This is a genomic window from Pseudomonas sp. RL_15y_Pfl2_60 (genome assembly GCF_963970595.1).
GTDB lineage: Bacteria > Pseudomonadota > Gammaproteobacteria > Pseudomonadales > Pseudomonadaceae > Aquipseudomonas.
In genome coordinates, this window is sequence record NZ_CAXAOE010000003.1 from 431,371 (window position 1) to 456,000 (window position 24,630).

Annotated in this window: 23 protein-coding genes; 13 read left to right on the forward strand and 10 right to left on the reverse strand. The window is 56.6% G+C overall.

Annotated elements, in window-relative coordinates:
* The first annotated feature begins 22 nt into the window (after positions 1-22).
* The 5 genes from AACY26_RS10885 (at position 23) to AACY26_RS10905 (ending at position 5,797) form a co-directional block, all read left to right on the forward strand.
* Positions 23-1,939 (forward strand): ATP-binding cassette domain-containing protein, encoded by a 1,917-nt coding sequence (locus tag AACY26_RS10885; protein ID WP_339513865.1) that lies wholly within the window; start codon positions 23-25, stop codon positions 1,937-1,939.
* A 157-nt stretch (positions 1,940-2,096) separates the two neighbouring features.
* Positions 2,097-2,729 carry a homoserine/homoserine lactone efflux protein gene (gene rhtB, locus AACY26_RS10890; protein WP_339513867.1) on the forward strand — a complete coding sequence of 211 codons (633 nt, stop codon included), beginning with the start codon at positions 2,097-2,099 and terminating at the stop codon, positions 2,727-2,729.
* Positions 2,730-2,809: 80 nt separating this feature from the next.
* Positions 2,810-3,148, forward strand: a complete 339-nt coding sequence (locus AACY26_RS10895) for an enhanced serine sensitivity protein SseB C-terminal domain-containing protein (protein WP_339513869.1) — start codon at positions 2,810-2,812, stop codon at positions 3,146-3,148.
* A gap of 240 nt (positions 3,149-3,388) precedes the next feature.
* Positions 3,389-5,290, forward strand: coding sequence for an FTR1 family protein (locus AACY26_RS10900; RefSeq protein WP_339513871.1), 1,902 nt, complete (start codon positions 3,389-3,391; stop codon positions 5,288-5,290).
* Between the two features lie 51 nt (positions 5,291-5,341).
* Positions 5,342-5,797: a YaiI/YqxD family protein gene (locus AACY26_RS10905; protein ID WP_339513873.1), complete on the forward strand. Its 456-nt coding sequence runs from the start codon at positions 5,342-5,344 to the stop codon at positions 5,795-5,797.
* Between the two features lie 31 nt (positions 5,798-5,828).
* Here the strand turns inward: AACY26_RS10905 and AACY26_RS10910 are convergent, their stop codons facing one another.
* Both AACY26_RS10910 and elbB read right to left on the reverse strand, forming a co-directional pair.
* Positions 5,829-6,299 carry a thioesterase family protein gene (locus tag AACY26_RS10910; protein ID WP_339513875.1) on the reverse strand — a complete coding sequence of 157 codons (471 nt, stop codon included), beginning with the start codon at positions 6,297-6,299 and terminating at the stop codon, positions 5,829-5,831.
* 116 nt (positions 6,300-6,415) lie between these two features.
* Positions 6,416-7,075, reverse strand: coding sequence for an isoprenoid biosynthesis glyoxalase ElbB (elbB, locus tag AACY26_RS10915; RefSeq protein WP_339513877.1), 660 nt, complete (start codon positions 7,073-7,075; stop codon positions 6,416-6,418).
* Between the two features lie 337 nt (positions 7,076-7,412).
* On the opposite strand from elbB, the gene AACY26_RS10920 reads away from it, so the two are divergent.
* Entirely contained in the window at positions 7,413-8,648 is a 1,236-nt protein-coding gene (locus AACY26_RS10920) for a sterol desaturase family protein (protein ID WP_339513879.1), read from the forward strand.
* A gap of 13 nt (positions 8,649-8,661) precedes the next feature.
* Here AACY26_RS10920 and AACY26_RS10925 read toward each other — a convergent pair whose 3' ends face one another.
* Positions 8,662-9,258, reverse strand: a complete 597-nt coding sequence (locus AACY26_RS10925; protein WP_339513881.1) for a DedA family protein — start codon at positions 9,256-9,258, stop codon at positions 8,662-8,664.
* Between the two features lie 272 nt (positions 9,259-9,530).
* On the opposite strand from AACY26_RS10925, the gene hemB reads away from it, so the two are divergent.
* Both hemB and ppk1 read left to right on the forward strand, forming a co-directional pair.
* Positions 9,531-10,544, forward strand: coding sequence for a porphobilinogen synthase (gene hemB, locus AACY26_RS10930; RefSeq protein ID WP_339513883.1), 1,014 nt, complete (start codon positions 9,531-9,533; stop codon positions 10,542-10,544).
* Positions 10,545-10,562: 18 nt separating this feature from the next.
* Complete coding sequence (gene ppk1 / locus AACY26_RS10935; protein WP_339513885.1) at positions 10,563-12,764, forward strand: polyphosphate kinase 1; 2,202 nt, start codon at positions 10,563-10,565, stop codon at positions 12,762-12,764.
* Here the strand turns inward: ppk1 and ppx are convergent.
* The 6 genes from ppx to AACY26_RS10965 all read right to left on the reverse strand — a co-directional run bounded on the left by ppx (position 12,751) and on the right by AACY26_RS10965 (position 17,765).
* Entirely contained in the window at positions 12,751-14,253 is a 1,503-nt protein-coding gene (gene ppx, locus AACY26_RS10940) for an exopolyphosphatase (protein WP_339514111.1), read from the reverse strand. The two genes, ppk1 and ppx, sit on opposite strands and share 14 nt — an antisense overlap.
* A 171-nt stretch (positions 14,254-14,424) precedes the next feature.
* Complete coding sequence (locus AACY26_RS10945; protein WP_339513887.1) at positions 14,425-14,922, reverse strand: ureidoglycolate lyase; 498 nt, start codon at positions 14,920-14,922, stop codon at positions 14,425-14,427.
* Positions 14,919-15,650 (reverse strand): amino acid ABC transporter ATP-binding protein, encoded by a 732-nt coding sequence (locus tag AACY26_RS10950; protein ID WP_339513889.1) that lies wholly within the window; start codon positions 15,648-15,650, stop codon positions 14,919-14,921. The genes AACY26_RS10945 and AACY26_RS10950 overlap by 4 nt, the downstream gene beginning before the upstream one ends.
* Positions 15,637-16,287 (reverse strand): amino acid ABC transporter permease, encoded by a 651-nt coding sequence (locus AACY26_RS10955; protein ID WP_339514113.1) that lies wholly within the window; start codon positions 16,285-16,287, stop codon positions 15,637-15,639. Before AACY26_RS10955 ends, AACY26_RS10950 begins: the two co-directional genes overlap by 14 nt.
* Complete coding sequence (locus AACY26_RS10960; RefSeq protein WP_339513891.1) at positions 16,284-16,949, reverse strand: amino acid ABC transporter permease; 666 nt, start codon at positions 16,947-16,949, stop codon at positions 16,284-16,286. The genes AACY26_RS10955 and AACY26_RS10960 overlap by 4 nt, the downstream gene beginning before the upstream one ends.
* Positions 16,950-16,979: 30 nt before the next feature.
* On the reverse strand, positions 16,980-17,765 hold the full coding sequence (locus AACY26_RS10965; RefSeq protein ID WP_339513893.1) for a transporter substrate-binding domain-containing protein: 786 nt from the start codon (positions 17,763-17,765) through the stop codon (positions 16,980-16,982).
* A gap of 284 nt (positions 17,766-18,049) precedes the next feature.
* Between AACY26_RS10965 and AACY26_RS10970 the strand changes: the two genes are divergently transcribed.
* From AACY26_RS10970 to AACY26_RS10990, 5 genes are all read left to right on the forward strand, one after another.
* Complete coding sequence (locus tag AACY26_RS10970; RefSeq protein ID WP_339513895.1) at positions 18,050-18,757, forward strand: FadR/GntR family transcriptional regulator; 708 nt, start codon at positions 18,050-18,052, stop codon at positions 18,755-18,757.
* A 117-nt stretch (positions 18,758-18,874) separates the two neighbouring features.
* Positions 18,875-19,201: a thioredoxin TrxA gene (gene trxA, locus AACY26_RS10975; RefSeq protein ID WP_010489350.1), complete on the forward strand. Its 327-nt coding sequence runs from the start codon at positions 18,875-18,877 to the stop codon at positions 19,199-19,201.
* Positions 19,202-19,434: 233 nt separating this feature from the next.
* The gene (gene rho / locus AACY26_RS10980) at positions 19,435-20,694 is read left to right on the forward strand and encodes a transcription termination factor Rho (protein ID WP_339513898.1); all 1,260 of its coding nucleotides are present in this window, start codon (positions 19,435-19,437) and stop codon (positions 20,692-20,694) included.
* A gap of 318 nt (positions 20,695-21,012) precedes the next feature.
* On the forward strand, positions 21,013-22,479 hold the full coding sequence (ubiD, locus tag AACY26_RS10985) for a 4-hydroxy-3-polyprenylbenzoate decarboxylase (protein ID WP_339513900.1): 1,467 nt from the start codon (positions 21,013-21,015) through the stop codon (positions 22,477-22,479).
* Positions 22,480-22,504: 25 nt separating this feature from the next.
* A complete protein-coding gene (locus AACY26_RS10990) occupies positions 22,505-23,473 on the forward strand; it encodes a CDP-6-deoxy-delta-3,4-glucoseen reductase (RefSeq protein WP_339513902.1) in 969 nt (322 codons plus the stop codon).
* Between the two features lie 68 nt (positions 23,474-23,541).
* Here the strand turns inward: AACY26_RS10990 and AACY26_RS10995 are convergent, their stop codons facing one another.
* Positions 23,542-24,519, reverse strand: a complete 978-nt coding sequence (locus AACY26_RS10995) for an NADPH:quinone oxidoreductase family protein (RefSeq protein ID WP_339513904.1) — start codon at positions 24,517-24,519, stop codon at positions 23,542-23,544.
* Between the last annotated feature and the right edge of the window lie 111 nt (positions 24,520-24,630).

Below are 24,630 nucleotides of genomic sequence, written 5' to 3' on the forward strand. Positions count from 1 at the left end.
TCTGATAGACTCCGCCGCCATTATGATTCGACTCTTGAACCTTACATTACAACGCGGCCCTCAACGTCTGCTAGAAGACGCTGAGATGACCCTGCACGCCGGTCACAAAGCCGGTCTGATCGGTGCCAATGGTGCCGGTAAATCCAGCCTGTTTGCCTTGCTGCGTGGCGAGCTTAGCGCCGACGCCGGTGACTGTCTGTTGCCGGCCGACTGGCGTATCGCCCATATGCGCCAAGAGGTCGATGTCCTTGAGCGCATCGCGGTCGATTATGTGCTCGACGGTGACGTACATCTGCGCCAGGTGCAAGCCGAATTGGCCAAGGCTGAGGCCGAGCATGACGGCGCGGTCGTTGCCCGTTTGCACACTGCACTCGATAGCCTCGATGGTTATACCGCCGAGGCCCGCGCACGCAAGCTGCTTGCCGGGCTGGGCTTTGACAACGCGCAGATGGATCGTCAGGTCGGTGATTTTTCCGGTGGCTGGCGTATGCGCCTGAACCTGGCGCAGGCATTGATGTGTCCCTCTGACCTGTTGCTGCTCGATGAGCCAACCAACCACCTAGATCTGGATGCAATTCTGTGGCTCGAAGGCTGGCTGAAAAGCTATCCGGGCACCATGCTGCTGATTTCCCACGACCGAGACTTTCTCGATGCGGTGGTCGATCACGTTGCGCATCTCGATCAACAAAAGCTAACTCTTTATCGCGGTGGTTATTCGGCCTTCGAGCGTACCCGTGCCGAGCGTTTGGCCCAACAGCAGCAAGCGTTCGAGAAGCAGCAAGCGCAGCGCGCGCACATGGAAAAGTACATTGCTCGCTTCAAGGCGCAAGCCACCAAGGCGCGCCAGGCACAGAGCCGAATCAAGGCTCTGGAGCGACTCGAAGAGCTGGCTCCGGCCCACGTTGACTCGCCTTTTGACTTCAGTTTCCGCGAAGCCGATAAGATTTCCAGCCCGCTGCTGGACCTCGACAACGCAGTGCTCGGCTACGGGCAAACTGTGATCCTGGAGAAGGTCAAGCTCAATCTTGCGCCCGGTGCGCGCATTGGCCTGCTCGGACCCAACGGTGCCGGTAAGTCGACCCTGATTAAAAACCTCGCCAATGAGTTGCAGCCGATCTCGGGGCATTTGCAGCGTGGCGAGAACCTGGTGGTTGGCTACTTCGCCCAGCATCAGCTTGATGCGTTAGATGACAAAGCCAGCCCGCTTTTGCATTTCCAGCGTTTGGCGCCTGCCGAGCGTGAACAAACCCTGCGCGACTTCCTGGGTGGTTTCGACTTCAGGGGGCCGCGTTGCGATGAGCCCGTGAAGAATTTCTCTGGTGGTGAAAAGGCACGCTTGGCCTTGGCCTTGATCGCCTGGGGCAAGCCCAACTTGCTGCTGCTCGATGAGCCCACCAACCACCTTGATCTGGAAATGCGCCTGGCGTTGACCATGGCGTTGCAGGAATTTTCCGGCGCCGTGGTTGTGGTCTCGCACGACCGGCATCTGCTGAAAAGCACCACCGATGAGTTCCTGCTGGTGGCTGACGGTGGCATGCGCGTATTTGACGGGGATCTGGAAGACTATACCCGTTGGCTGGTCGATTACCGTGCTCGCCAAGCGCCGCCGACTGCCACGCGAGGCGATGCGGGTGTGGATCGAACCGACAAGCGTGCGCAACGGCAAGCTGCCGCTGCATTGCGTCAGCAGTTGGCGCCGTACAAGCGCGAAGCTGACTCATTGGAAAAGCAATTAGGCCAGTTGCACGACAAACTTGCGCTGGTTGAAGGCAAACTCGGCGACGGGGCGATTTATGAAGCAGCCCGTAAAGATGAGTTGCGCGATCTGCTGGCAGAGCAAGCAAGGTTGAAAACTCAGGAAGCTGATCTTGAGGAACGCTGGATGGAAGCCCTGGAAACATTGGAGTCGTTGCAAAAGCAACTTGAAGACGCCAGTTAAGTCAGCGCTTTGCAAACGTTCATCTTGATAATGTGCCGCTGCGCCAACTTGATTGAGTGATCAATGGGATTCTACGATCATTGTCTGGCTGGGCGGTTTCCAAGGAAAGGGGTAGGCTGTCGGTCATCCCTTTATATCTGTGTGTGGAGACATGGCAATGGCACTGGAAACCTGGCTGGCTTTTTTTGTGGCGTGCTGGATCATCAGCCTTTCACCAGGCGCCGGTGCTATTGCCTCAATGTCAGCAGGCCTGCAATACGGTTTTTGGCGTGGTTACTGGAACGCGCTGGGCTTGCAAATTGGCTTGGCCCTGCAGATCGTTATCGTCGCAGCCGGGGTTGGGGCGATTCTTGCGACTTCAGCTCTGGCGTTCAGCCTGATCAAATGGTTTGGCGTGTTGTACCTGGTCTACCTTGCATACCGCCAATGGCAGGCGCTGCCCAGTGACCTGAACGCCGAGTCTTCAGAGCGTCCAATCGGGCGGCCCCTGACCCTGGTCTTGCGGGGTTTTCTGGTCAACTTCAGCAACCCTAAAGCAATTGTCTTCATGCTTGCCGTGTTGCCACAGTTTTTGAACCCGCACCAACCGCTGCTCGGCCAATATATGGTGATGGGCGTGACCATGATTTGTGTCGATCTGATCGTCATGGCGGGCTACACGGGGCTGGCCTCTCGGGTCCTGCGCATGCTGCGTTCACCCCGCCAGCAACGGCTCATGAATCGTAGTTTTGCGGTGCTTTTTGTAGGGGCGGCAGGCTTGTTGGCAACGGTGCGTCGCGCAGCAGTTTGATGTGGTACGATCGTGCGTAAAGGTTGGGGTCTAACCGCTCCTGAAGGCTTTGGTCTGTATTTCTTTTACTGAGTAACAGCATGTCGTCGACATTGGTTCAGCCCGATTGCTCTGCAGAAAAAACGCGCCCCACCGTTGTTGCATTAAGCTTACCCCCGTTAGAAAAAGCGCTGATTCCGGTCTGTGCAGAACTGGCAATCGCCCAGGCCTATTTCGCAGCATTGCGCCAGCCGGGCGATGCTCAGCCGCCGCGTTTGTTGCTTGCCATCAGCGGTGCCGAAATCGCCAAGCAACGCCGCTTGGCCGCGGCAGTTGCCGAGATGTTGCCGGATGATGTCGAGCTGGACTTGATTGAACTGGCAGAGGATGAGTTTTCCGAGTCGTTGCGCAAAGCCTGCACCCCATTCTATAGCCGCTGATTCTGCATTCGCTTAAGCATGGCGTTGGGCACCCGCTCAAGAACGCCATGCAGGCTTGGCACTTCCCGACTCAGGCGTGCCACGGTCGCGTAGCGCTAAACCCATTGCGCAATACAACTCATGCCAGTGGTCGATGGTTTGCGACAAATAGTCGCCCGCCAATATGCATTCATCGGTTGAGGAAGGTCGTTAGGAGGATAACAATATAACGACACATTCGTATTTGGTATTGAGTCCCATATGCACGTTCAACGCCGTATTTTGAGTTGGCTATTGTTGCCGTTGATGGCGCTTTGCTCCCTGTCGGTCTTGGCCGAACCTGTCGACGGGGCTGCGCAAGCCCTGCACATGCTGGGCTACCTGGGAGCTGATTACCCAGCCACAGTTGCCAATGGCGAAGTTGTAGATGCGGGTGAATACCGTGAGCAACTGGAGTTTCTTGGTGTGCTTCAGGGTTTGATCCTGGCATTGCCCGCCAATGACAGCCGCGAGCAACTGCAGGCGGGCGTTGCCAGCTTGCGCACAAAGGTTGAGCAACGCGACGAAGGCACTGAGGTGTCGCTCCAAGCGCGGCAGTTGGCAGCCTTGTTGGCAAGCGCTTATGAGGTGAGCCAGACGCCATCGATTACGCCTGATCCGGCACGTGGCGCGCCGCTGTTCGCACAGAACTGCTCGGTATGTCACGGTGCTACAGGTGCTGGCGATGGCCCCGCTGGGGTTGGCCTTGAGCCGCCACCGGCAAACCTGCGTGACGCTGCACGTCTTGATCACCTGAGCCTCTACGATATCTACAACACCATTGGTTTGGGTGTCGAGGGCACCGACATGGTGGGTTTTGCAGATCAACTCGATGATCGCCAGCGTTGGGACCTGGCCAGCTACATTGCCAGTTTTACCGCCGATACATCGCTCAAGGGCGGGTCGTTTGGTATCGCCAGCCTGGCCGCGCAAACCCCTGCCGAAATTAAATCCGCCCAGGGCAAAGAGGCCGCTGCATTGTTCCGTGCACAGCGCGCTGCGCCTACGATTGAACAGCGGGGTGCGGCGCAGCTGATCGCCCATACCGCGCAAACCCTGGAAAAAAGCCTCAAAGCCTATCGCGATGGTGATAAGGAACAGGCCTATGACCTTTCCGTAGGCGCCTACCTCGAAGGCTTCGAGCTGGTCGAGAGTGCCCTGGACAATATTGATTCCGTGCAGCGCAAGACGACCGAGCGTTCGCTGATGGCCTATCGTCAGGCGCTGCAGGACAACCTGTCCGTAGGTCAGGCGGCGCAGCGTCTCGAACAAGCCAAGGTTGAGCTGGACAAGTCCGCGGCATTGCTCGATAGCGACCATGGCATGTCGGCCTCGCTGACCTTTATCTCCAGCTTGCTCATCTTGCTGCGTGAAGGTCTCGAGGCCATCTTGGTGCTGGCCGCGATCCTGGCATTCTTGCGTAATACCGGGCAGGAGAAGGCCGTGCGTAGCGTTCACCTCGGCTGGGGGCTGGCGATCCTGGCGGGTATCGGTACCTGGGCCTTGGCGGCCTACTTGATTGATGTCAGTGGCGCGCAGCGTGAGTTGCTCGAAGGTGCGACGGCGCTGTTCGCCAGTGTCATGGTGCTGTGGTTGGGAGTGTGGATGCATGATCGTCGGCATGCCGCTGCGTGGCAGAACTACATCAGCAGTAGCCTGGTTAGCGGCGGTGGTCGTTTCGGTTTTGCCTTGCTGGCGTTTTTCTCGGTTTACCGCGAGTTGTTTGAAGTGATTCTGTTCTACGAAACCCTGTGGCTGCAGGCCGGCCCGGAAGGCCACAACATGGTCTTTGCCGGGGCCGGTGTTGCCCTGGTGCTGCTGTTGGGAGTGGCCTGGATCATCCTGCGCGGCTCACGCAAACTGCCGTTGGCGACCTTCTTCACCCTCAATGCGATACTGCTGTGCGTGCTTTCTGTGGTATTCGCTGGTCACGGTGTTGCCGCCTTGCAGGAAGCCGGTGTGTTGGGTACGCGTCCAGTCAGTTTCTTCGAGTTTGATTGGCTGGGTATCCATCCAGACGCTTATAGCCTCGGTGCGCAAGCATTTGCACTGATTGCGATCATTGTGCTCTACGGTCGCAGCTGGTTGGCTGAGCGTCAGCGTGCAGCGCTTGGTGCTAAGTAACGAAACCTGGCTTGCCATTGTGCTCGCCGCTAACCCAACAGGACGCCCGGCATGACCCGTGTATGGATAGATGCAGATGCTTGCCCACGCGCCGCGCGCGACCAAGTCGTCAAGTTTGCCTTGAAGCGCGGTTTCGAGCTGGTGTTGGTTGCCGGGCAAGCGCAGCCGCGACCGAACTTTGCCTGTGTGCGCCTGATCGTGGTGCCAAGTGGTCCGGATGCGGCGGATGATCACCTGGTGGAGCATGCCGTGCCCGGCGAGCTTGTGATCTGCAGTGATGTGCCCCTGGCCGATCGACTGGTCAAGAAAGGCGTTGCTGCACTCGACCCGCGCGGCAAGGAGTTTGACGAGCGCAACATGGGCGAGCGCCTGGCGGTGCGTAATCTGTTCACCGACCTGCGTGAGCAAGGCCAGGTGGGCGGCGGGCAGGGGGCTTATTCGGAGAAGGACCGCCAGCAGTTTGCAAACAGTCTCGATCGCATCCTGACGCGTTTATCTCGTACCTGAATAATCTGAGGCTGTCGTGGTCGAGTCAGGTTCAGCCGCAGAGGTAGGTGCCAGTGCCGACTGCAATCAAGGTGCCGTCATCGCTGTGCAGTTCACTGCGCACCACGGCGACCTTGTTGCCGGAGCGCAGCAAGACCGCGCTGGCGACAAAGCGTTGACCCCGGCCAGGGCGAAGGTAGTCAACCCGCAAGTCGATGGTTCCCAGTTTTGAAAGACGAGCCATGCGCTCGCTGCTTGATAGGTGTTGGTGCCGCTCAAAGGCGCCGATCAACGCCATTGCGCCACCTGCGACATCCAGCACTGAAGAAATAACACCGCCATGCAGGATGCCGTGGATGAAGTTGCCGATCAGTTCATCCTTCATGGCAAAGCTCATTAGCACCTGATCAGGCGCAAGCTGATCAATCTCAATGCCAATCACATTGTTGAAGGGAATGCGCTGGAAGAAGCTTTTGACCGCTTGCTGCAGCTCATCGGTCATTTCAAAGGTGGTTGCGGGCATTGGCGGCTCACGTAAGCGAATATATCGCTTACGCTGCCGCACTATCTTTGCGCTGGCTAGAGGCTCGGCGGGTGTGCGGTGACTATTGGCATAAAAGGCCTGCGCTCGTCACCGCTTTAGGCTTGAGCCATCTCCAGCACCCGGTCGACCAGCTTGTAGATGCCGGATGCGGCTTCACTAATCGATTGGGCAAGCATATAGGCTGGCGTTGTCACCAGTTTGCGCTCGGAGTCTTCAAACACCTCGCTGACCTCGCATTCGTGGTGTATGGCGCCCATGGCTGTCAGCGCGCTGGCGGTGTCCGGGTCGTTGCCTATGGTGCAGTTGACACCTTCGCCGAAAAACCGCGCGGCCATGGCTGGGGCAATACACATCAGGCCAATGGGTTTTTTCGCCGCGACAAAGCTTTGCACGGCTTTTAATACATCGGGCTGCACTTTGCAGTTGGCGCCTGCAACGGCAAAGTCGGAAAGGTTTTTTGCCGCGCCAAAACCACCAGGAATGATCAGCGCGTCGAAGTTGTCAGCGCTGAGCTCATGGACATTCTTGATTTCGCCACGGGCAATGCGCGCCGACTCAACCAGCACGTTACGGGTTTCACTGGTTTCATCCCCGGTCAGGTGATCAACCACATGCAGTTGCGGGATGTCCGGGGCGAAGCATTGAACCTGCGCGCCGCGCTGATCGAGGCGCAACAAGGTGATTACGCTTTCGTGGATTTCCGCGCCGTCATACACGCCGCAACCGGAAAGAATCACTGCCACTTTTTTATTCATTGAGTACTCCTAATTGCGCTATGCCGGCTGGCATCATGGACTTTGTGTCTCAATGCAGGCCGGGGCCCCAAGTATTGATATTGATTGTATGGCGGGTGTTGCGGCGCCAAACAAGCGCGCTTGCTAACTTTGACTCTGGTTCAGTCCAATTGTTGCATTTGGCCATGCTCGTCTCAATTGGCTCAATGGCAGTTCAGCAGGCGTCGTGGCGCGGTTTGGCTGGCGTCATCTGCCACTGAATTTGGCTTGTTCGGCCGCGAATCAGGGGCGTGCCTGAACTATGCTTAAACGTGCTCTGAGAGTAGCGCCAGAATAACCATAACGATACGGCTGAGATATGAATTACATCCTCTATGCGGTGCCATTTTTCTTTGTGCTGATTGCCTTGGAGCTATTGGCGGATAAGTGGCGAGGCGTCAGGACCTACAACCTTTCTGACTCAATCAACAGCATGAGCGCTGGGGTACTGTCGACCACGGTCGGGCTGGTGACCAAAGTGGTTGGCCTGCTCACCTACACCCTTGCCTGGGAGCATTTTGGCCAGTTTGAATTAGCAGCAGACAGCCTTTGGGTGTGGCTGTTTGCGTTTGTGATGTATGACTTTTGCTACTACTGGAACCACCGTCTAGGCCATGAACGCAGCGTGCTCTGGGCGGCGCATTCGGTGCATCACCAGAGCGAGGAGTACAACCTCACCACCGCTTTGCGCCAGACCAGCACGGGTTTTATCTTTGGCTGGATTTTTTACCTGCCGATGGCACTGATCGGGGTGCCGCCACTGGTGTTCCTGGCGGTGGCTTCGTTGAATTTGCTTTATCAGTTTTGGGTGCACACCCGGCACATCCCCAAGCTGGGCTGGTTTGAGTGGGTGTTTATCACGCCATCCAACCACCGGGTGCACCACGCGCAAAACCAGATTTACATGGACCGTAATTACGGCGGGGTATTTATTCTCTGGGATCGTTTGTTTGGTTCCTTCCAGGAAGAGCTTGACGAGCATCCAGTTGTATTTGGGGTTACCACGCCGCTGGCCAGCTGGAATCCGCTGTGGGCCAATCTGCAGGTGTATGCGGCGCTGTGGCAAGACGCCAAGCGCACCTCATCGAATTGGGACAAGCTGCGCATATGGTTTATGCGCACTGGCTGGCGCCCGGCCGATGTAGCCGCCGCATATCCGCAAGCCAAGCCTGACCTGAGCCAGTTTGTGAAGTTTGATGTGCCGCTGAGCCTTTATCGCAAGGTCTATGCCGTGCTGCAATTTAGCCTTTATGTGCTCGGCGGCAGCTACCTCATGGCCAATGCCGGGCAACTGAGTGTGCCGGTGTTGCTGGTGGGCTGCCTCTGGGTTGGCTTTGGCCTTTATTGCATTGGCATGTGGCTGGAGAACCGTGACTGGGCGGCGCGCATAGAGCTGCTGCGGCTAGCGATCAACCTGCCTTTGCTGTGGTTGGCGGATCTGCAAGGGGTACTCAACATGAGTGGCCCGGCCTGGTTGCTCTTGGTTGTCTACAGCGTCTTGAGCTGCGTCGCGTTGGTGGCTGAGCGGCGGGGCGATCAACCGGTTGCCGCCTGAGGTGTGCAGCTGGTCAGTTGGTCGAGTGATCTTCGCCAGTAGCCTGTGCTGATGTCGGCGTATTACGTGCTTTGCGCAGCTTGTACAGCCACAGGCTCAGGCCAAGCACCGCGAGCCCTCCCAGCACATAGAATTCATAGCGGCGCAGGTCGCCAAGCACTGACTGCAACGCACTGCCCAGGTGATACGCCGCGTAGCTGATACCGATCGACCAGACCGCAACGGCAATGCTGTCTAGCAATAGATAGCGACGCCATGAGTAGCCAGTCATGCCGATGGCGATCGGCATGACCATGCGCATGCCGTAGATAAAGCGAAAACACAGGACCCACAGGTCCGTGTTGCGTTTTAAGTGATGCAGCGCTTTGTCGCCCGCTTTTTGCCAGCTGGGCTTTTTCGCAAGTAATCTGCGGCCGTGCCGACGGCCCAGGAAGTACCACCATTGGTCGGTCGCCAGGGTGCCGCAGAACGCAAAAAACGCCACCCACTCGATCTTCAGGTAGCCTTGCAGGGCAAAGTACGCGCCGAGCAATACCGAGGCTTCGCCTTCGATGAAGGTACCCAAGACCAGCGCGAGATAACCGAATTGATGAAGCAGGTTTTCAAACATCAAGGTGCCTCAGGCATGAAGGTGTATAGATTACTCCTTCCATCGTTCGGGAAGTACTGGGCTGCGCTCGACGGCGCGTTGCTGGAGGGTCACAATAATCCGCTCGGTTTGATCTCCGGGTTCTGTCAGGCCCGGTTTGACAGGCTCAATACAGCTGTTGTGTCGCCAGCTGCGACGCGCAGTCGCAGCTGGCTGAAGACTGTCATTAATTGGTCATAATGTTCGTTTATAACTGTCACACTCGCCCGTTGCTACGGGCTATGGAGTCTGTCGTGAGCTTTACCCCTGCCAACCGTCTGTTTCCCGCCACACGCCTGCGCCGTAACCGTCGTGATGATTTTTCCAGACGTCTGGTACGCGAGAATCGCCTGAGTGTTGACGACCTGATCCTGCCGGTATTTGTGCTCGATGGTGACAATCGCCGCGAAGCGATTCCATCCATGCCGGGTGTCGAGCGCCTGAGTATCGATTTGTTGCTGCAAGCAGCTGAAAAATGGGTTGAGCTGGGTATTCCAGCCCTGGCTTTATTTCCCGTCACGCCGCTTGAGAAAAAGTCGCTGGATGGCAGCGAAGCCTGGAACCCTGAAGGTATTGCCCAGCGTGCGATTCGTGCATTGCGTGCACGATTCCCGGAACTGGGCGTGATCAGCGATGTGGCGCTAGACCCGTTCACCATCCATGGCCAAGACGGCATTCTCGATGAAAACGGCTATGTGCAAAATGACATTACCGTTGATGCGCTAGTCAAGCAGGCACTGTCGCACGCCGAAGCCGGTGCTCAGGTTGTGGCACCTTCGGACATGATGGACGGTCGTATCCAGGCGATCCGCGAGGCATTGGAGCTGGCTGATCACACCAATGTGCGCATCATGGCTTACTCGGCCAAATACGCCAGTGCCTATTACGGCCCCTTCCGTGATGCCGTCGGCTCAGCGGCCAACTTGGGTAAAGGCAGCAAGAATACCTACCAGATGGACCCTGCCAACGGCGACGAGGCGCTCCATGAAGTGGCCGCTGACCTGGCAGAGGGCGCGGACATGGTCATGGTTAAGCCGGGCATGCCGTATCTCGATATCGTCTGGCGCGTCAAACAGGAATTCAAGGTGCCAACCTTTGTCTACCAAGTCAGCGGCGAGTACGCCATGCACATGGCCGCCATCCAGAATGGCTGGCTCAGCGAGGCGGTCATTCTTGAGTCGCTGACTGGCTTCAAACGTGCAGGTGCTGACGGTATCCTGACTTACTTTGCCGTGCGTGCGGCCGAACTGCTAAAACAAGGGCAATAGTCCCCAGGAACCCCGCTAATGAACACCGAAGGATTGACTGAATTGCAAACTGTAGAGCCGGTCGTTGTTGAGGCTCCAGTCGTCGTTGCCGAGGTCGCAGCCACTGCAGCCGAGGCACCTCCTGCGCCGCCAATGGTGGTGCCGAGCCTGGATGACAGCAGCCTCTATATCCACCGCGAGCTGTCGCAGCTGCAATTCAATATCCGCGTGCTTGAGCAGGCGCTGGATGAGTCATATCCCTTGCTGGAGCGCCTGAAGTTCTTGTTGATCTTCTCCAGCAACCTGGATGAATTCTTCGAGATTCGCGTGGCGGGCCTGAAAAAACAGATCACCTTCGCCCGTGAGCAAGCGGCGGCCGATGGTTTGCAGCCGCATCAGGCCCTGGCCCGTATTTCTGAACTGGTGCATGAGCAGGTCACGCGCCAGTACAGCATCCTGAATGAAACCCTGTTGCCGGCACTGGAAAAGCACAATGTTCGCTTCATCCGCCGGCGGCATTGGAACACCAAGATCAAGGCCTGGGTGCGGCGCTATTTCCGCGATGAAATTGCGCCGATTATTACCCCGATCGGTCTTGACCCAACGCACCCCTTCCCATTGTTGGTCAACAAGAGCCTGAACTTTATCGTTGAGCTTGAGGGCGTTGACGCCTTTGGCCGTGACTCGGGCCTGGCGATTATCCCGGCGCCACGCCTGCTGCCGCGGATTATCCGCGTGCCGGAAGAAGTGGGCGGGGCGGGTGATAACTATGTGTTCTTGTCGTCCATGATCCACGCCCACGCCGATGACTTGTTCGTGGGCATGAAGGTCAAGGGTTGCTATCAGTTCCGTCTCACGCGTAACGCTGACCTGTCGGTGGATACCGAGGATGTGGAAGACCTGGCGCGTGCCCTGCGCGGGGAGTTGTTCTCGCGTCGCTATGGGGACGCGGTGCGCCTTGAGGTGGTCGATACCTGCCCGAAAAACCTCAGCGACTATTTGCTAAAACAGTTCGGCCTGGCCGAGAGCGAGCTGTACCGTGTCGGCGGCCCGGTAAACCTGACGCGACTGTTCAGCGTCACAGGCCTGGAAAGCCACCCGGAGCTGCAATACACACCCTTTACCCCGGTTATTCCCAAGCTGCTGCAGAACAGCGACAACATCTTCAACGTAATTAGCAAGCAAGACGTTCTGCTGCTGCACCCGTTTGAATCATTTACCCCGGTCGTGGATTTTCTGCGCCAGGCAGCCAAAGATCCGCACGTTTTGGCGATCAAGCAAACCCTGTATCGCTCGGGCGCTAACTCGGAAATTGTCGATGCGCTGGTCGAAGCGGCACGTAACGGTAAAGAGGTGACTGCGGTCATCGAGCTGCGTGCCCGCTTTGATGAGGAGTCCAACCTGCAGCTGGCGAGTCGTTTGCAGGCTGCTGGTGCTGTGGTTATCTACGGCGTTGTTGGTTTTAAAACCCACGCCAAGATGATGCTGATCCTGCGCCGTGAAAGTGGCGATATCGTGCGCTATGCGCACCTGGGTACCGGTAACTATCACGCGGGTAACGCACGTCTTTACACCGATTACAGCCTGCTGACCGCAGACGTTGCCCTCTGTGAAGACGTCTCGAAAATGTTCAGCCAGTTGATCGGCATGGGTAAAACCCTGCGCATGAAGAAGTTGCTGCATGCGCCCTTTACCCTGAAAAAAACCTTGCTCGACATGATCGCCAAAGAGACTTTGCTGGCTACTGAAGGCAAGCCTGCTCACATCATGGCCAAGTTCAACTCACTGACTGATCCGAAGATTATTCGTGCCTTGTACAAAGCCAGTCAGAGCGGGGTCAAAATTGATCTGGTGGTGCGCGGCATGTGCTGCCTGCGTCCGGGTATTCCGGGTGTTTCGCACAACATCCAGGTGCGCTCGATCATTGGCCGCTTCCTTGAGCACACGCGGGTGTTCTACTTCCTCAATGAGGGCGAAGAGAAAATCTACCTGTCGAGTGCCGACTGGATGGAGCGCAACCTCGATAAGCGCGTGGAAACAGCGTTCCCGGTCGAGGGCAAGAAGCTGATTATGCGGGTCAAGAAAGAGTTGGAGATGTACCTCAGCGATAATACCCATAGCTGGGTATTGCAGCCTGATGGTCGCTATCTGCAAAGCAGCCCGACGGGCAACCAGAACCCGCGCAGTGCGCAGGCCGGGTTGCTTGATAAGCTAACGGTACCGCTGGTTAGCGCACGCTAAGTTCGATGCCGACGCGCTTGAGCCATTCTGCTTCCTGGGTGAAGTCAGCCTGAGTCAATGGGTTGGCTTCCAGCCAGCCGTCAGGGAAGCGGTATTCAAGGCGCTGCCCAGAGGCATTGAGTTCCACTTTGGGCATTTCCTGGGTGCTGCGGATGTGGTGGAACAGAATCGCAAAACGCAGCAGTACGCACAGGCGAATCAGCTTGATGCCTTCCTTGCCGAACTCAGCGAGTTTGTCCTTGGGAATATTGCGTCGGTGGCCGCGTATCAGCAAAGCCAGCATCTGTTGGTCGATGCGTGAAAAACCGGCTAAATCCGAGTGCTCAACCAGATAGGCGCCATGCTTGTGGTACTGGTAGTGGGCGATATCCAGGCCCAGTTCATGGACGCGTGCGGCCCAGACCAGCAGCTCCTTGTGCCAATCCTCATCGAGCGACCAGGTCTTTTCAACCTGAGCAAGCGCCTCAAGGGCTTTGGATTCAACACGGGCAGCTTGATCAAGGTCAACGTGATAACGCTCCATCAGCGCGCTCAGGGTGCGCTCGCGGACGTCTTCATGTTGATGGCGGCCGAGCAGGTCATAGAGCACGCCTTCACGCAGCGCGCCTTCTGAATGCGTCATGCGGCTCAGTTCGCAAGCATCGAAAATGGCTTCCATGATCGCCAGTCCCGCTGGGAAGATGCCGCGACGGTCTGTCTTGATTCCATCGAGGTCGAGTTTTTCAACGTCGCCCAGCTTGAGCACCTTGCGCTTGAGCCAGGCCAGCCCTGCACTGTTGACTTCACCTTTACCCAAGCCTGCGGCTTGGATGGTCAGGCCAATTGCCTTGATGGTGCCAGAGGCGCCAACGGCTTCCTCCCAGCCCATGCGGCGCAGTGCATGCTCGATACCCATTATTTCGAGGCGTGCAGCCGTGTAAGCCTGAGCGTAACGCGCCTGGGTAATCTTGCCGTCCTTGAAAAAGCGTTGGGTATAGCTTACGCAACCCATTTGCAGGCTTTCGCGTAGCAGGGGTTCAAAGCGTTTACCGATAATGAATTCGGTGCTGCCACCGCCAATGTCTGCAACGAGGCGCTTTCCAGGTGTGTCGGCAATGCTGTGCGATACGCCTAAATAGATCAGTCGGGCCTCTTCGCGCCCGGAAATCACTTCAACCGGATGGCCCAACACCTCTTCTGCGCGTTGGATGAACTCCGCGCGATTACGCGCTTCACGCAAGGCATTGGTGGCGACTACGCGTACCGCGCCTTGGGGCAGGTTTGCGGTCAGTTGAGCAAAGCGGCGCAAGCAGTCGATGCCGCGCTGCATGGCTTCTTCGTTGAGAACCCGCTCGTCATTGATGCCTGCAGCGAGTTGCACCTTGTCTCCGAGGCGCTCAAGGATCCTAATCTCACCGTGATCGGCTTTGGCTAACACCATGTGAAAGCTATTTGAGCCAAGGTCGATGGCGGCAATCAATGGGTATGGCTCGATAGAGTTTTCTGGCATGGCGTGTGAGGTCTCGATGCATAACTCAGTCATCGTGCCACGATCAACCGACCACGCCAACGCCTAGCGATCTGGTAGCAGATCTTTTTGCTAGTCAACAATAGCTCCAGCACTGACAAGCTGGCGCCTGTTGAGGTGTTTGCTAAGTCTGAATAAATCTTCCAAAGTTTTTTATAACGACACCAGCAGCGGGTGTTGCAGGTCTTGTTCGTCACAATTGTGGCCTTCGCCGCCCCGGTCGATCACCACAAAGCGCCCGGCCCGACCAACGCTCAGTAACGGATGGTGCCATGTGCCCGGTGCGTAATTCACACCTTGATCGCCACGGCTTATAAAGGCACGGATTGACCCCTCATCGAGATCGCCAGCTGGGGCGACGACGATCAGCATGCGTGCGTCGTCAACTGGGTAAAACGCCTGACTGCCAAGCGGGTGGCGTTCCAGCCTATTGATCTGCAGCGGTGAGTGCGCAGCTAAGCCGTCGAACAGGTTGAACAGGACGCGTGGCATTGGGCCGCAGGCCTGGACTTGAGCCAGGTCGTGATAGCGCGTGGTGCTGCCTGCATTGATTAGAAAGTGCTCGGCGCCATCGCTTTCAAGCACATCACCAAAAGGCGCAAATGACTCGCGGGTTAAAGGTTCCGCACCTAAAACCAAGGGCTTGCTCACAGATGAACCGAGCTGATGAAGTTGCGTAGCTCTGCGGTTTGCGGTTCGGCAAAGAGTACTTTGGGGTCGCCGACTTCATGCACTTTGCCCTGGTGCATGAACACCAGCTTGTCGCCGACCTCTCGGGCAAAGCGCATCTCGTGGGTCACCATGATCAATGTCATGCCTTCGCTGGCCAGTTGCTTGACGACAGCGAGAACCTCATTGACCAATTCCGGGTCGAGTGCCGAGGTAATTTCATCACACAGCAGCACCTTGGGTGACATGGCCAAGGCCCGGGCAATGGCAACACGTTGCTGCTGGCCACCGGAGAGCTGCTCAGGGAAGGCGGAAAATTTTTCACCTAAACCGACTCGCTCGAGCATTTGCTGAGCCAGCTTAGTCGCCTCGGCGCGGGTTACTTTTTTCACAACCTGGGGTGCGAGCATCACGTTCTCGCCCACCGTCAGGTGAGGGAACAGATTGAACTGTTGAAACACCATGCCGACCTTTTGCCGCAAGCTGCGTAAGTCGGCACGGGCTGCGTCGAGGTATTCGCCATCGACTTCAATCACCCCGTCATTGATCGATTCCAGGCCATTGAGGGTGCGCAGCAGCGTGCTTTTGCCTGAGCCACTGCGGCCGATGATGGCCACGACCTCGCCTTCGGCAACCTCAAGGTCGATGCCCTTGAGCACATGGTTGTCACCGAAGTATTTGTGCAGGGCGCTGACATTAAGCAGTGACATTGAGCCTCCTTTCCAGGCGGTGTGCAGCAAACGAGAGGGGATAACAGAGTAGGAAGTAGCCCAGTGCCACAAAGCCATAAACCATGAAGGGTTCAAAGGTGGCATTTGCCAGCATGCCGCCGGTTTTGGTCAGTTCGGTAAAGCCGATGATTGATGTCACCGCAGTGCCTTTGACGACCTGCACCGAGAAGCCGACGGTGGGCGCGATGGCGATGCGCAAGGCTTGCGGTAGCACCACATGGCGCAATACTTCGAGGCGCGACAAGGCCAAGCTTTCAGACGCCTCCCACTGGCCGCGCGGGATTGACTCAACGCAGCCGCGCCAGATTTCGGCGAGAAAGGCGCTGGTGAACAGCGTCAGCGCGATAGCTGCGGCTAGCCAAGGTGAAACGTCGATACCAAGCAGGGCTACGCCGAAAAACACCATGAATAACTGCATCAGCAACGGTGTGCCCTGGAAGAGCTCGATGTAGCCGTGAGCCAGAGCCCGCAGAGCCTGCAACGGAGCGATTCGCGCCAGTAAAACCAGCAACCCGGCAATGCCGCCGCAGACAAATGCCACCAATGACAGCAGTAGCGTCCACTGCAAGCCAGTGAGCAGGTTGCGCAGAATGTCCCAAAGGGTGAAATCCATCAGCGAGCTCCTGCGATAAAGCGCCGGCCAACCCAGGCCAGCAGTTGGCGAATGATGATTGCCATCACCAAATACAGCAGGGTGGTTACCAAGTAGGTTTCAAAGGCTCGGAAGTTGCGCGACTGAATAAAGTTGGCGGCGAACGACAACTCTTCGGTCGATATCTGCGAGCACACCGACGAGCCCAGCATGACGATGATTATCTGGCTCGATAATGCAGGCCAGACTTTGCTCAATGCCGGGCGCAAGACTACATAGCGGAAGGTCTCAAAACGGCTCATGGCCAATGCCGAAGCGGCTTCGAGCTGACCGGCCGGGACGGCCTGAATCCCTGCGCGAATAATTTCCGTGGAATAGGCACCGAGGTTGATCACCATTGCCAGCACGGCAGCCTCCCATTCATTCATCCGTACGCCAAGGGCGGGCAGGCCGAAGAAAATGAAAAACAGCTGAACAATAAATGGCGTGTTGCGTATCAGCTCAACATAGACCGCAAAGACCCGATTGAAGGGTTTGATCTGCCAGGCGCGCAATACCGCGCCAATAATCCCTAAACCGACGCCGAATACCGTGCCAACGAAAGTCAGGCCCAGCGTGAACATTGCGCCTTGCAGCAGCAGATCAGCATTTTCAAGTACGGGAACAAAGTTGAACTGGTACGCCATCGAGTCAGGCCTCCAACTGGGTGTGAAGGCTTATAGGTCGGCAGGCAGTGGTTGCTTCAACCATTTTTCGCTGATGCTATTGAGGCTGCCGTCGGTCTTGGCGACGGTGATGATCTGGTTAACCTTGTCGAGCAAGGCGGGCTCGTTCTTGTTCACGCCCACATAAGTGGGGGAGTTCTTAAGGTTGAGCTTCATCGCCGGTACCCGCTTTGGGTTGCGCTCAGCAATGGCTGACATTACGACGTTGCCACTGGCGATTAGATCAACCTGGCCAGAAAGGTAGGCAGCGATGGTCGAGTTGTTGTCTTCGAAGCGTTTGATCGTTGCATCTTTAGGCGCAACCTTGCTCAACTCGATGTCTTCGATGGCGCCACGGGTGACGCTAATGGTTTTGCCGGACAGATCAGCCAGTGATTTCACCGTGTCGTCCTCTGGACCAAACACGCCCAGATAAAACGGCGCATAAGCCTCGGAGAAATCAATTACCGATTCGCGCTCAGGGTTTTTACCCAGGCTGGAGATGACCAGGTCAACTTTGCCAGTGGTCAGGAATGGAATGCGGTTGGTGCTGTTAACCGGCGTGAGCTCCAGTTTGACCGAGAGTTTGTCAGCCAGCAGTTGTGCGGTGTCGATATCCAGGCCGCGAGGTTTTAGATCAGGCCCCACCGAACCAAAGGGCGGAAAATCTTGTGGCACTGCAACTTTCAACACGCCTCGCTCGCTAATGTCACTGAGGCCATCAGCACTGGCTGTAGTCATGCTGAACATCAAACTAGCGAACAGGATGCCGAGTAGGCTGCGGTTGGCGTGGGTCATGGCTGTCTCCCGACTGGGTAATTAAATTCGAACAATTTCGATAAGTGCTCGATTGCATCAGCTGTGCCAATAGTCATTAGATTCATGCACTTAGGATTATTGCTTATGCAAAACAAGGTCTTACTGGTCTGAACAGTTAGGAATCTGACTGATTGGTCGGGAACTTTTTTGCGCCATCTCAGTGCGCTAGTTCCAGGGCTGAGCAATGACGGGGCGTAACTTGCCAGTGGGTGCGAAATGGCCTTACAAAGACAGTCTCACTGGACTGACCGGCCCGAACAGTTATGCAAGCATCTACGCCTCGCGCGGTACCTGAATATGCGCTGCAAGCAATCCGCGACCTGATCGAGCAAGAGGATTACCGCGCTGGTGATGCGCTGCCCTCGCAGCGTGATTTGGCCGAGCGGCTTGGTGTCAGTCGTACTTCATTGCGTGAGGCGCTTTCATCGCTGAGCGCGCTGGGGCTGGTCAGCGTGCAGCCCGGTAAAGGCGTGTTTGTGCAAGCGCCGACAACCCAACTGGCGGTTAATAATGGGTTCGCCTGGCCGTTTGCTGCGCAAATCTCTGCGGCCGATACCTTTCAGTTACGTTTCGCATTAGAGGGCTTTGCTTGCGGGCTGGCGGCGGTGACCTTGAGCGCGCAAGAGTTGGATGCGCTGCAAGATAACGTCGAGCAAATGCGCATAGAGCTGCGAGCCAGTGATTTTGAGCGCGCAGCCCAACTGGATTTTGATTTTCATCGACGCATTTTGCAGGCCAGCGGCAATCAGGCGATGCTGGGGATCGTCACTTCAAGCGCCGATATTTTCCTCGAAAGCCAGAAGTTGCCCTTCATTCGTCCGGAGCGGGCGATGGAAACCTGGAAGGAACATACTAAGATACTCAGGGCGCTTGGGCGTCGTGCAAAAGCACCGGCGCAGAAGGCAATGCAGCAGCACATCCGCGCTGCAGCATTGCGCACAGGCATTGCTTTCGTGACACTGGGCGACTAGTACGATACGGAAATTGTATTGAGTTATTGAAAAACGCAATTGTGCTTTTCTAGCTGTGATCGCAAAGCCGCGTTATGATGTCCGCCAATTTTGTTGCTTCCGAACACGGAGATTTCCATGAGCGAATTCATCACCAACGTCAGCGACGCAAGCTTTGACCAGGAAGTTATCCAGGCCGAAGGCGCTATTCTGGTCGATTACTGGGCTGAATGGTGTGGCCCGTGCAAAATGATTGCGCCGGTTCTTGACGAGATTGCCCAGACTTACCAGGGCAAGCTGAAAGTCTGCAAACTGAACATCGATGAGAACCAAGAAACCCCGCCTAAGTACGGTGTTCGTGGTATCCCAACGCTGATGCTGTTCAAGAACGGCAACGTTGAGGCAACCAAGGTTGGTGCCCTGTCGAAGTCGCAACTCACAGCATTTCTAGACAGCAATATCTAAGCTGTTTTGTGAGCAAGCCCCGAAATATCGGGGCTTTTTTATGTTTTAAGGCTAGACGTGCGCATTTGCACGATGTTACATTCGGCCTCGCTGTATTTCCTATACAGCCCCCTGCATAGCCGTCGCCGACGCATTCCTTTTTGAATCATTTCGCGATCCAGTCGCCTTCAGTGCGGCGCGGCCTCCCAAGCTAATAGCTTATTTTCCCTCCTCACAATGATTACGTCATTCCTATGAATCTGACCGAACTCAAGCAAAAGCCGATCACTGAACTGCTCGAAATGGCCGAACAGATGGGCATAGACAACATGGCCCGCTCGCGCAAGCAGGACGTGATTTTCTCGCTACTGAAACGACATTCCAAAGGCGGTGAAGAAATTTCCGGTGATGGCGTGCTGGAGATTCTCCAGGACGGTTTCGGCTTTCTCCGCTCTGCTGATGCCTCGTATCTCGCTGGTCCAGACGACATTTACGTCTCACCAAGCCAGATTCGCCGCTTCAACTTGCGCACTGGCGATACCATCGTCGGTAAAATCCGCCCGCCTAAAGAGGGCGAGCGTTACTTCGCACTGCTCAAGGTCGATACGATCAACTACGATCGTCCTGAGAACGCGAAGAACAAAATTCTGTTCGAAAACCTGACGCCGCTGTTTCCCAACAAGCGCCTGGTCATGGAAGCCGGTAACGGTTCCACTGAGGACATCACCGGTCGCGTTATCGACTTGTGTGCTCCTATTGGTAAAGGCCAGCGTGGCCTGATTGTCGCACCGCCAAAAGCGGGCAAGACCATCATGCTGCAGAACATTGCCAGCAACATCACGCGTAACAATCCTGAGTGCCACCTGATCGTTCTGCTGATCGACGAGCGCCCGGAAGAAGTGACTGAAATGCAGCGCACGGTGCGCGGCGAAGTAGTTGCTTCGACTTTCGATGAGCCACCAACGCGCCACGTGCAGGTTGCTGAAATGGTAATCGAGAAGGCCAAGCGTCTGGTTGAGCACAAGAAAGACGTGGTGATCCTGCTCGACTCCATCACCCGTCTGGCGCGTGCCTACAACACCGTAATCCCTAGCTCCGGCAAGGTATTGACCGGTGGTGTCGATGCCCATGCCCTGGAGAAGCCTAAGCGTTTCTTCGGCGCTGCACGTAATATCGAAGAAGGCGGCTCGCTGACCATCCTCGCCACCGCGCTGGTTGAAACCGGCTCGAAGATGGATGAAGTGATTTACGAAGAATTCAAAGGTACCGGCAACATGGAGTTGCCTTTGGATCGTCGTATTGCTGAGAAGCGTGTGTTCCCTGCGATCAACATCAACCGTTCCGGCACCCGCCGTGAAGAGTTGCTGACCGCCGAAGACGAGCTTCAGCGCATCTGGATTCTGCGTAAATTGCTGCACCCAATGGATGAGATTGCCGCCATTGAGTTCTTGATCGACAAGCTTAAAGCGACCAAGACCAATGAAGAGTTCTTCATGTCCATGAAACGTAAGTGATTGGGATTGGCTTGCGGCCGTGTTTGCTGCGGTGATGCTGCGTTGAAAGCCGGCTCAGAATGCTCATGTACAGACGTACACTGCGCTTCTTCGCCGACTTTCGCCTTGCCTGACCTTTGCACACGCGACCTCGGACCTCAATAAAGCGTACAAACGAGTTGTTGAGGTCTTTAAGCGCTGTAAGATTTCACAAAAGCCGGGTAATCAGTACTGATCCCGGCTTTTGTGTTTGTGTGAATTGGCTTTTGGCCTTCTGAATAACCCAGTGGGGCGTTAAACTTTGCGCTTCGATGGCTCTGCCTGACACGAGGCTCCTGCATGCAGTATCGCGACCTGCGCGACTTTATCAGCGGCTTGGAAAAGCGCGGCGAACTCAAGCGTATCCAGACCCCGGTTTCCCCGGTGCTGGAAATGACTGAAATCTGTGACCGTACTCTGCGCAAGGCCGGGCCTGCGTTGCTGTTCGAGAATCCGACCGGGTTCGATATGCCGGTGCTCGGCAACCTGTTTGGCACGCCGCAGCGCGTGGCGCTGGGCATGGGCGCTGAAGCAGTCAGTGAGCTGCGTGAAATTGGCAAGCTGCTCGCGTTCCTCAAGGAGCCCGAGCCACCCAAAGGCCTGAAAGATGCCTGGGACAAGCTGCCGATCTACCGCAAGGTGCTTTCGATGGCGCCCAAGGTGCTCAAGGATGCACCGTGCCAGGAAGTGATCGAAGAAGGTGATGATGTCGACTTGACCAAGCTGCCGGTGCAGACCTGCTGGCCGGGCGATGTTGGCCCGCTCATCACCTGGGGGCTGACCATCACCAAGGGACCAAATAAAGAGCGCCAGAACCTAGGGATTTATCGCCAGCAGGTGATTGGCCGCAACAAGGTCATCATGCGCTGGCTTAGCCATCGCGGCGGTGCTTTGGATTTTCGCGAATGGTGCCAGAAATACCCGGATCGTCCCTATCCGGTGGCGGTTGCCTTGGGGGCTGACCCGGCGACTATTCTTGGCGCTGTCACACCGGTGCCTGACAGTTTGTCCGAGTACGCCTTTGCCGGCTTATTGCGGGGCAACAAGACTGAACTGATCAAGGCCCGCGGCAGCGACCTGCAGGTGCCGGCCAGTGCTGAAATCGTCCTTGAAGGGGTGATTCACCCTGGCGAGATGGCCGATGAAGGCCCTTATGGCGATCACACCGGCTATTACAACGAAGTGGATCGTTTCCCGGTGTTCACGGTGGAGCGCATTACCCGCCGGCAGAAGCCGATTTATCACAGCACCTACACCGGACGGCCGCCCGATGAACCGGCGATCTTGGGTGTGGCGCTCAATGAAGTGTTTGTCCCTATTCTGCAAAAGCAGTTTCCGGAGATTACCGACTTCTACCTGCCGCCTGAAGGCTGTTCCTACCGCATGGCGGTGGTAACCATGAAGAAACAGTATCCGGGCCATGCCAAGCGCGTAATGCTCGGTGTCTGGTCGTTTTTACGCCAGTTCATGTACACCAAGTTCGTTATCGTCACCGATGATGACGTCAATGCCCGTGATTGGAATGATGTGATCTGGGCGATAACCACGCGCATGGACCCGGCACGCGATACGGTGATGATCGAGAATACGCCGATCGACTACCTGGATTTTGCCTCACCCGTTTCGGGCTTGGGCTCGAAGATGGGCCTGGATGCAACCAACAAGTGGCCGGGCGAGACCACGCGTGAGTGGGGGCGGGCGATTGTTCAGGATGATGCCGTCAAACGCAGGATCGATGATATGTGGGCGGAGCTAGGGATCGATTGATGCTGGATTTGAGTCGGAAAGCGTTATGAGAGTCATCTTGCAACCCTCAGGCGCCGAGGTTGAAGTACAGCCGGGCGAGCCTATTCTTGATGCGGCGCGACGTCAGGGCTTCGACTGCCCGCAGAGCTGCCGCAACGGTAACTGCCATATTTGTGCGGCGTTGCTGGTTGAGGGCCGGGTTAGCCAGAATGGCAGCGAAATCGATCACGGCGAGTTATTCACCTGCCTGGCCGAGCCGTTGGAAGACTGCGTGCTGCATTGGGATGGCGTGCTGGCACCGGGCGAGTTGCCGGTGCGCGAACTGTCTTGCCAGATTGTCAGCTGTACAGAGGTGGGCGGCGACGTTTACCGCCTGTGCCTGCGCGCGCCTGCGGGCAAGTTGCCGCGTTATCACGCCGGCCAGTACTTGCTGTTGCAGCGCGCGGAAGATGACTACACCGCTTTCTCCCTGGCCTCTGCGCCACATGCCGGGCGCGATCTTGAGTTGCACATCCTGGCGCGGGACGATGACACCCTGGCGCTGATCAAGCGCTTGCAGAATCAGGGATTTGTTCGCGTGCAACTGCCGTTTGGTGATACTCATCTGGCCGAGCTGCCTGACGGGCCCTTGGTGTTGATCGCAGCAGGTACTGGCATGGCGCAGATGCACAGTTTGATCGAGCATTGTCGCCAGGCAGGCTTCAAATACCCCGTGCATTTGTACTGGGGCGCGCGTAGTCCAGACGATTTTTATGATTTACCGCACTGGGCCGACTGGCAACAGCTGGAAAACCTGACCCTGCACAAGGTGGTCAGTGATCAATGTGGCTGGAAGGGCCGCTGTGGCTTGCTGCATGAGGCGGTCAGTGAAGATTTCAGCGACCTCAAGTCGCTGCACGTCTATGCCAGCGGCTCGCCGCCAATGGTTTATGGAACGCTCGATGCTTTGGTTGAGGCAGGCATGGATGCGCACCAGATGCGCGCCGATGTCTTCGCCTATGCCCCGCGGGACTAGCCGCGTAGCGCGCATTGATCAAATAAGCTCGTGCAGCCTTCACTAAAGGGTGAAGGCTGCAGCGATGCTTAGCGAACCTGAACCACGACCTTGCCAACAGCTTTGCGCTGGCCTAGCAAGTTGATCGCATCGGCGGCTTTTTCCAGGGGGAAGGTTTCCGATACCAGTGGCTTGAGCTTGCCTTCGGCGTGCCAGGCGAAGAGTTGCTGGAAGTTGGCCAGGTTGTCTTGTGGCTGGCGCTGGGCGAATGAGCCCCAGAATACGCCGACCACTGAAGCGCCCTTGAGCAGCATCAGGTTGACTGGCACTTCTGGGATACGTCCGCTGGCAAAGCCAACCACCAGCAAGCGACCATTCCAGGCAATGCTGCGCACCGCCAGATCAAACAAATCGCCGCCAACCGGGTCATAGATGACATCAGCACCTTGGCCGCCAGTAAGGCGTTTCACTTCTTCCTTGAGATTGCTATCGCTGTAGTTGATCAGCTCATCAGCGCCCGCTGCCTTAGCCACTTCAAGCTTTTCAGCGCTGCTGGCTGCGGCAATCACCTTGGCGCCCATGGCCTTGCCGATTTCGACGGCCGCCAGGCCGACCCCGCCCGATGCGCCGAGAACCAGCAGGGTCTCGCCCGGCTGTAGATTGGCGCGTTGCTTAAGTGCATGCATCGAGGTGCCGTAGGTCATGCCGAAAGCCGCTGCACTTGGGAAATCCATCGATTTGGGCACCGGCATCACGTTATAGCTGGGCACTGCCACTTGCTCGGCAAAGCTGCCCCAGCCGGTAAGCGCCATGACCCGGTCACCAACTTTCAGGTGGCTGACTTTTTCGCCAACTGAACTGACAACACCTGCGGCTTCCCCGCCCGGAGAGAATGGAAAGGGCGGCTTGAACTGGTATTTGCCTTCGATGATCAGCGTATCCGGGAAGTTGACGCCCGCGCAGTGAACATTAATGATCACTTCGTTTTTCTTTGCCTGCGGGTTGGCGGTCTCTTCCACAACCAGCGTCTCGGCTGGGCCAAAGGCTTTGCATAACACTGCTTTCATCGGGCGAATCCTTATTCAAGTTATGAGCCGCAGTGTAGAGCGCTGGTGAAGTGGGTCAACAAGCATGGTTGCTTGTAATGGTGCTGCATAAGCATTGTGCTTGGGGGCTGG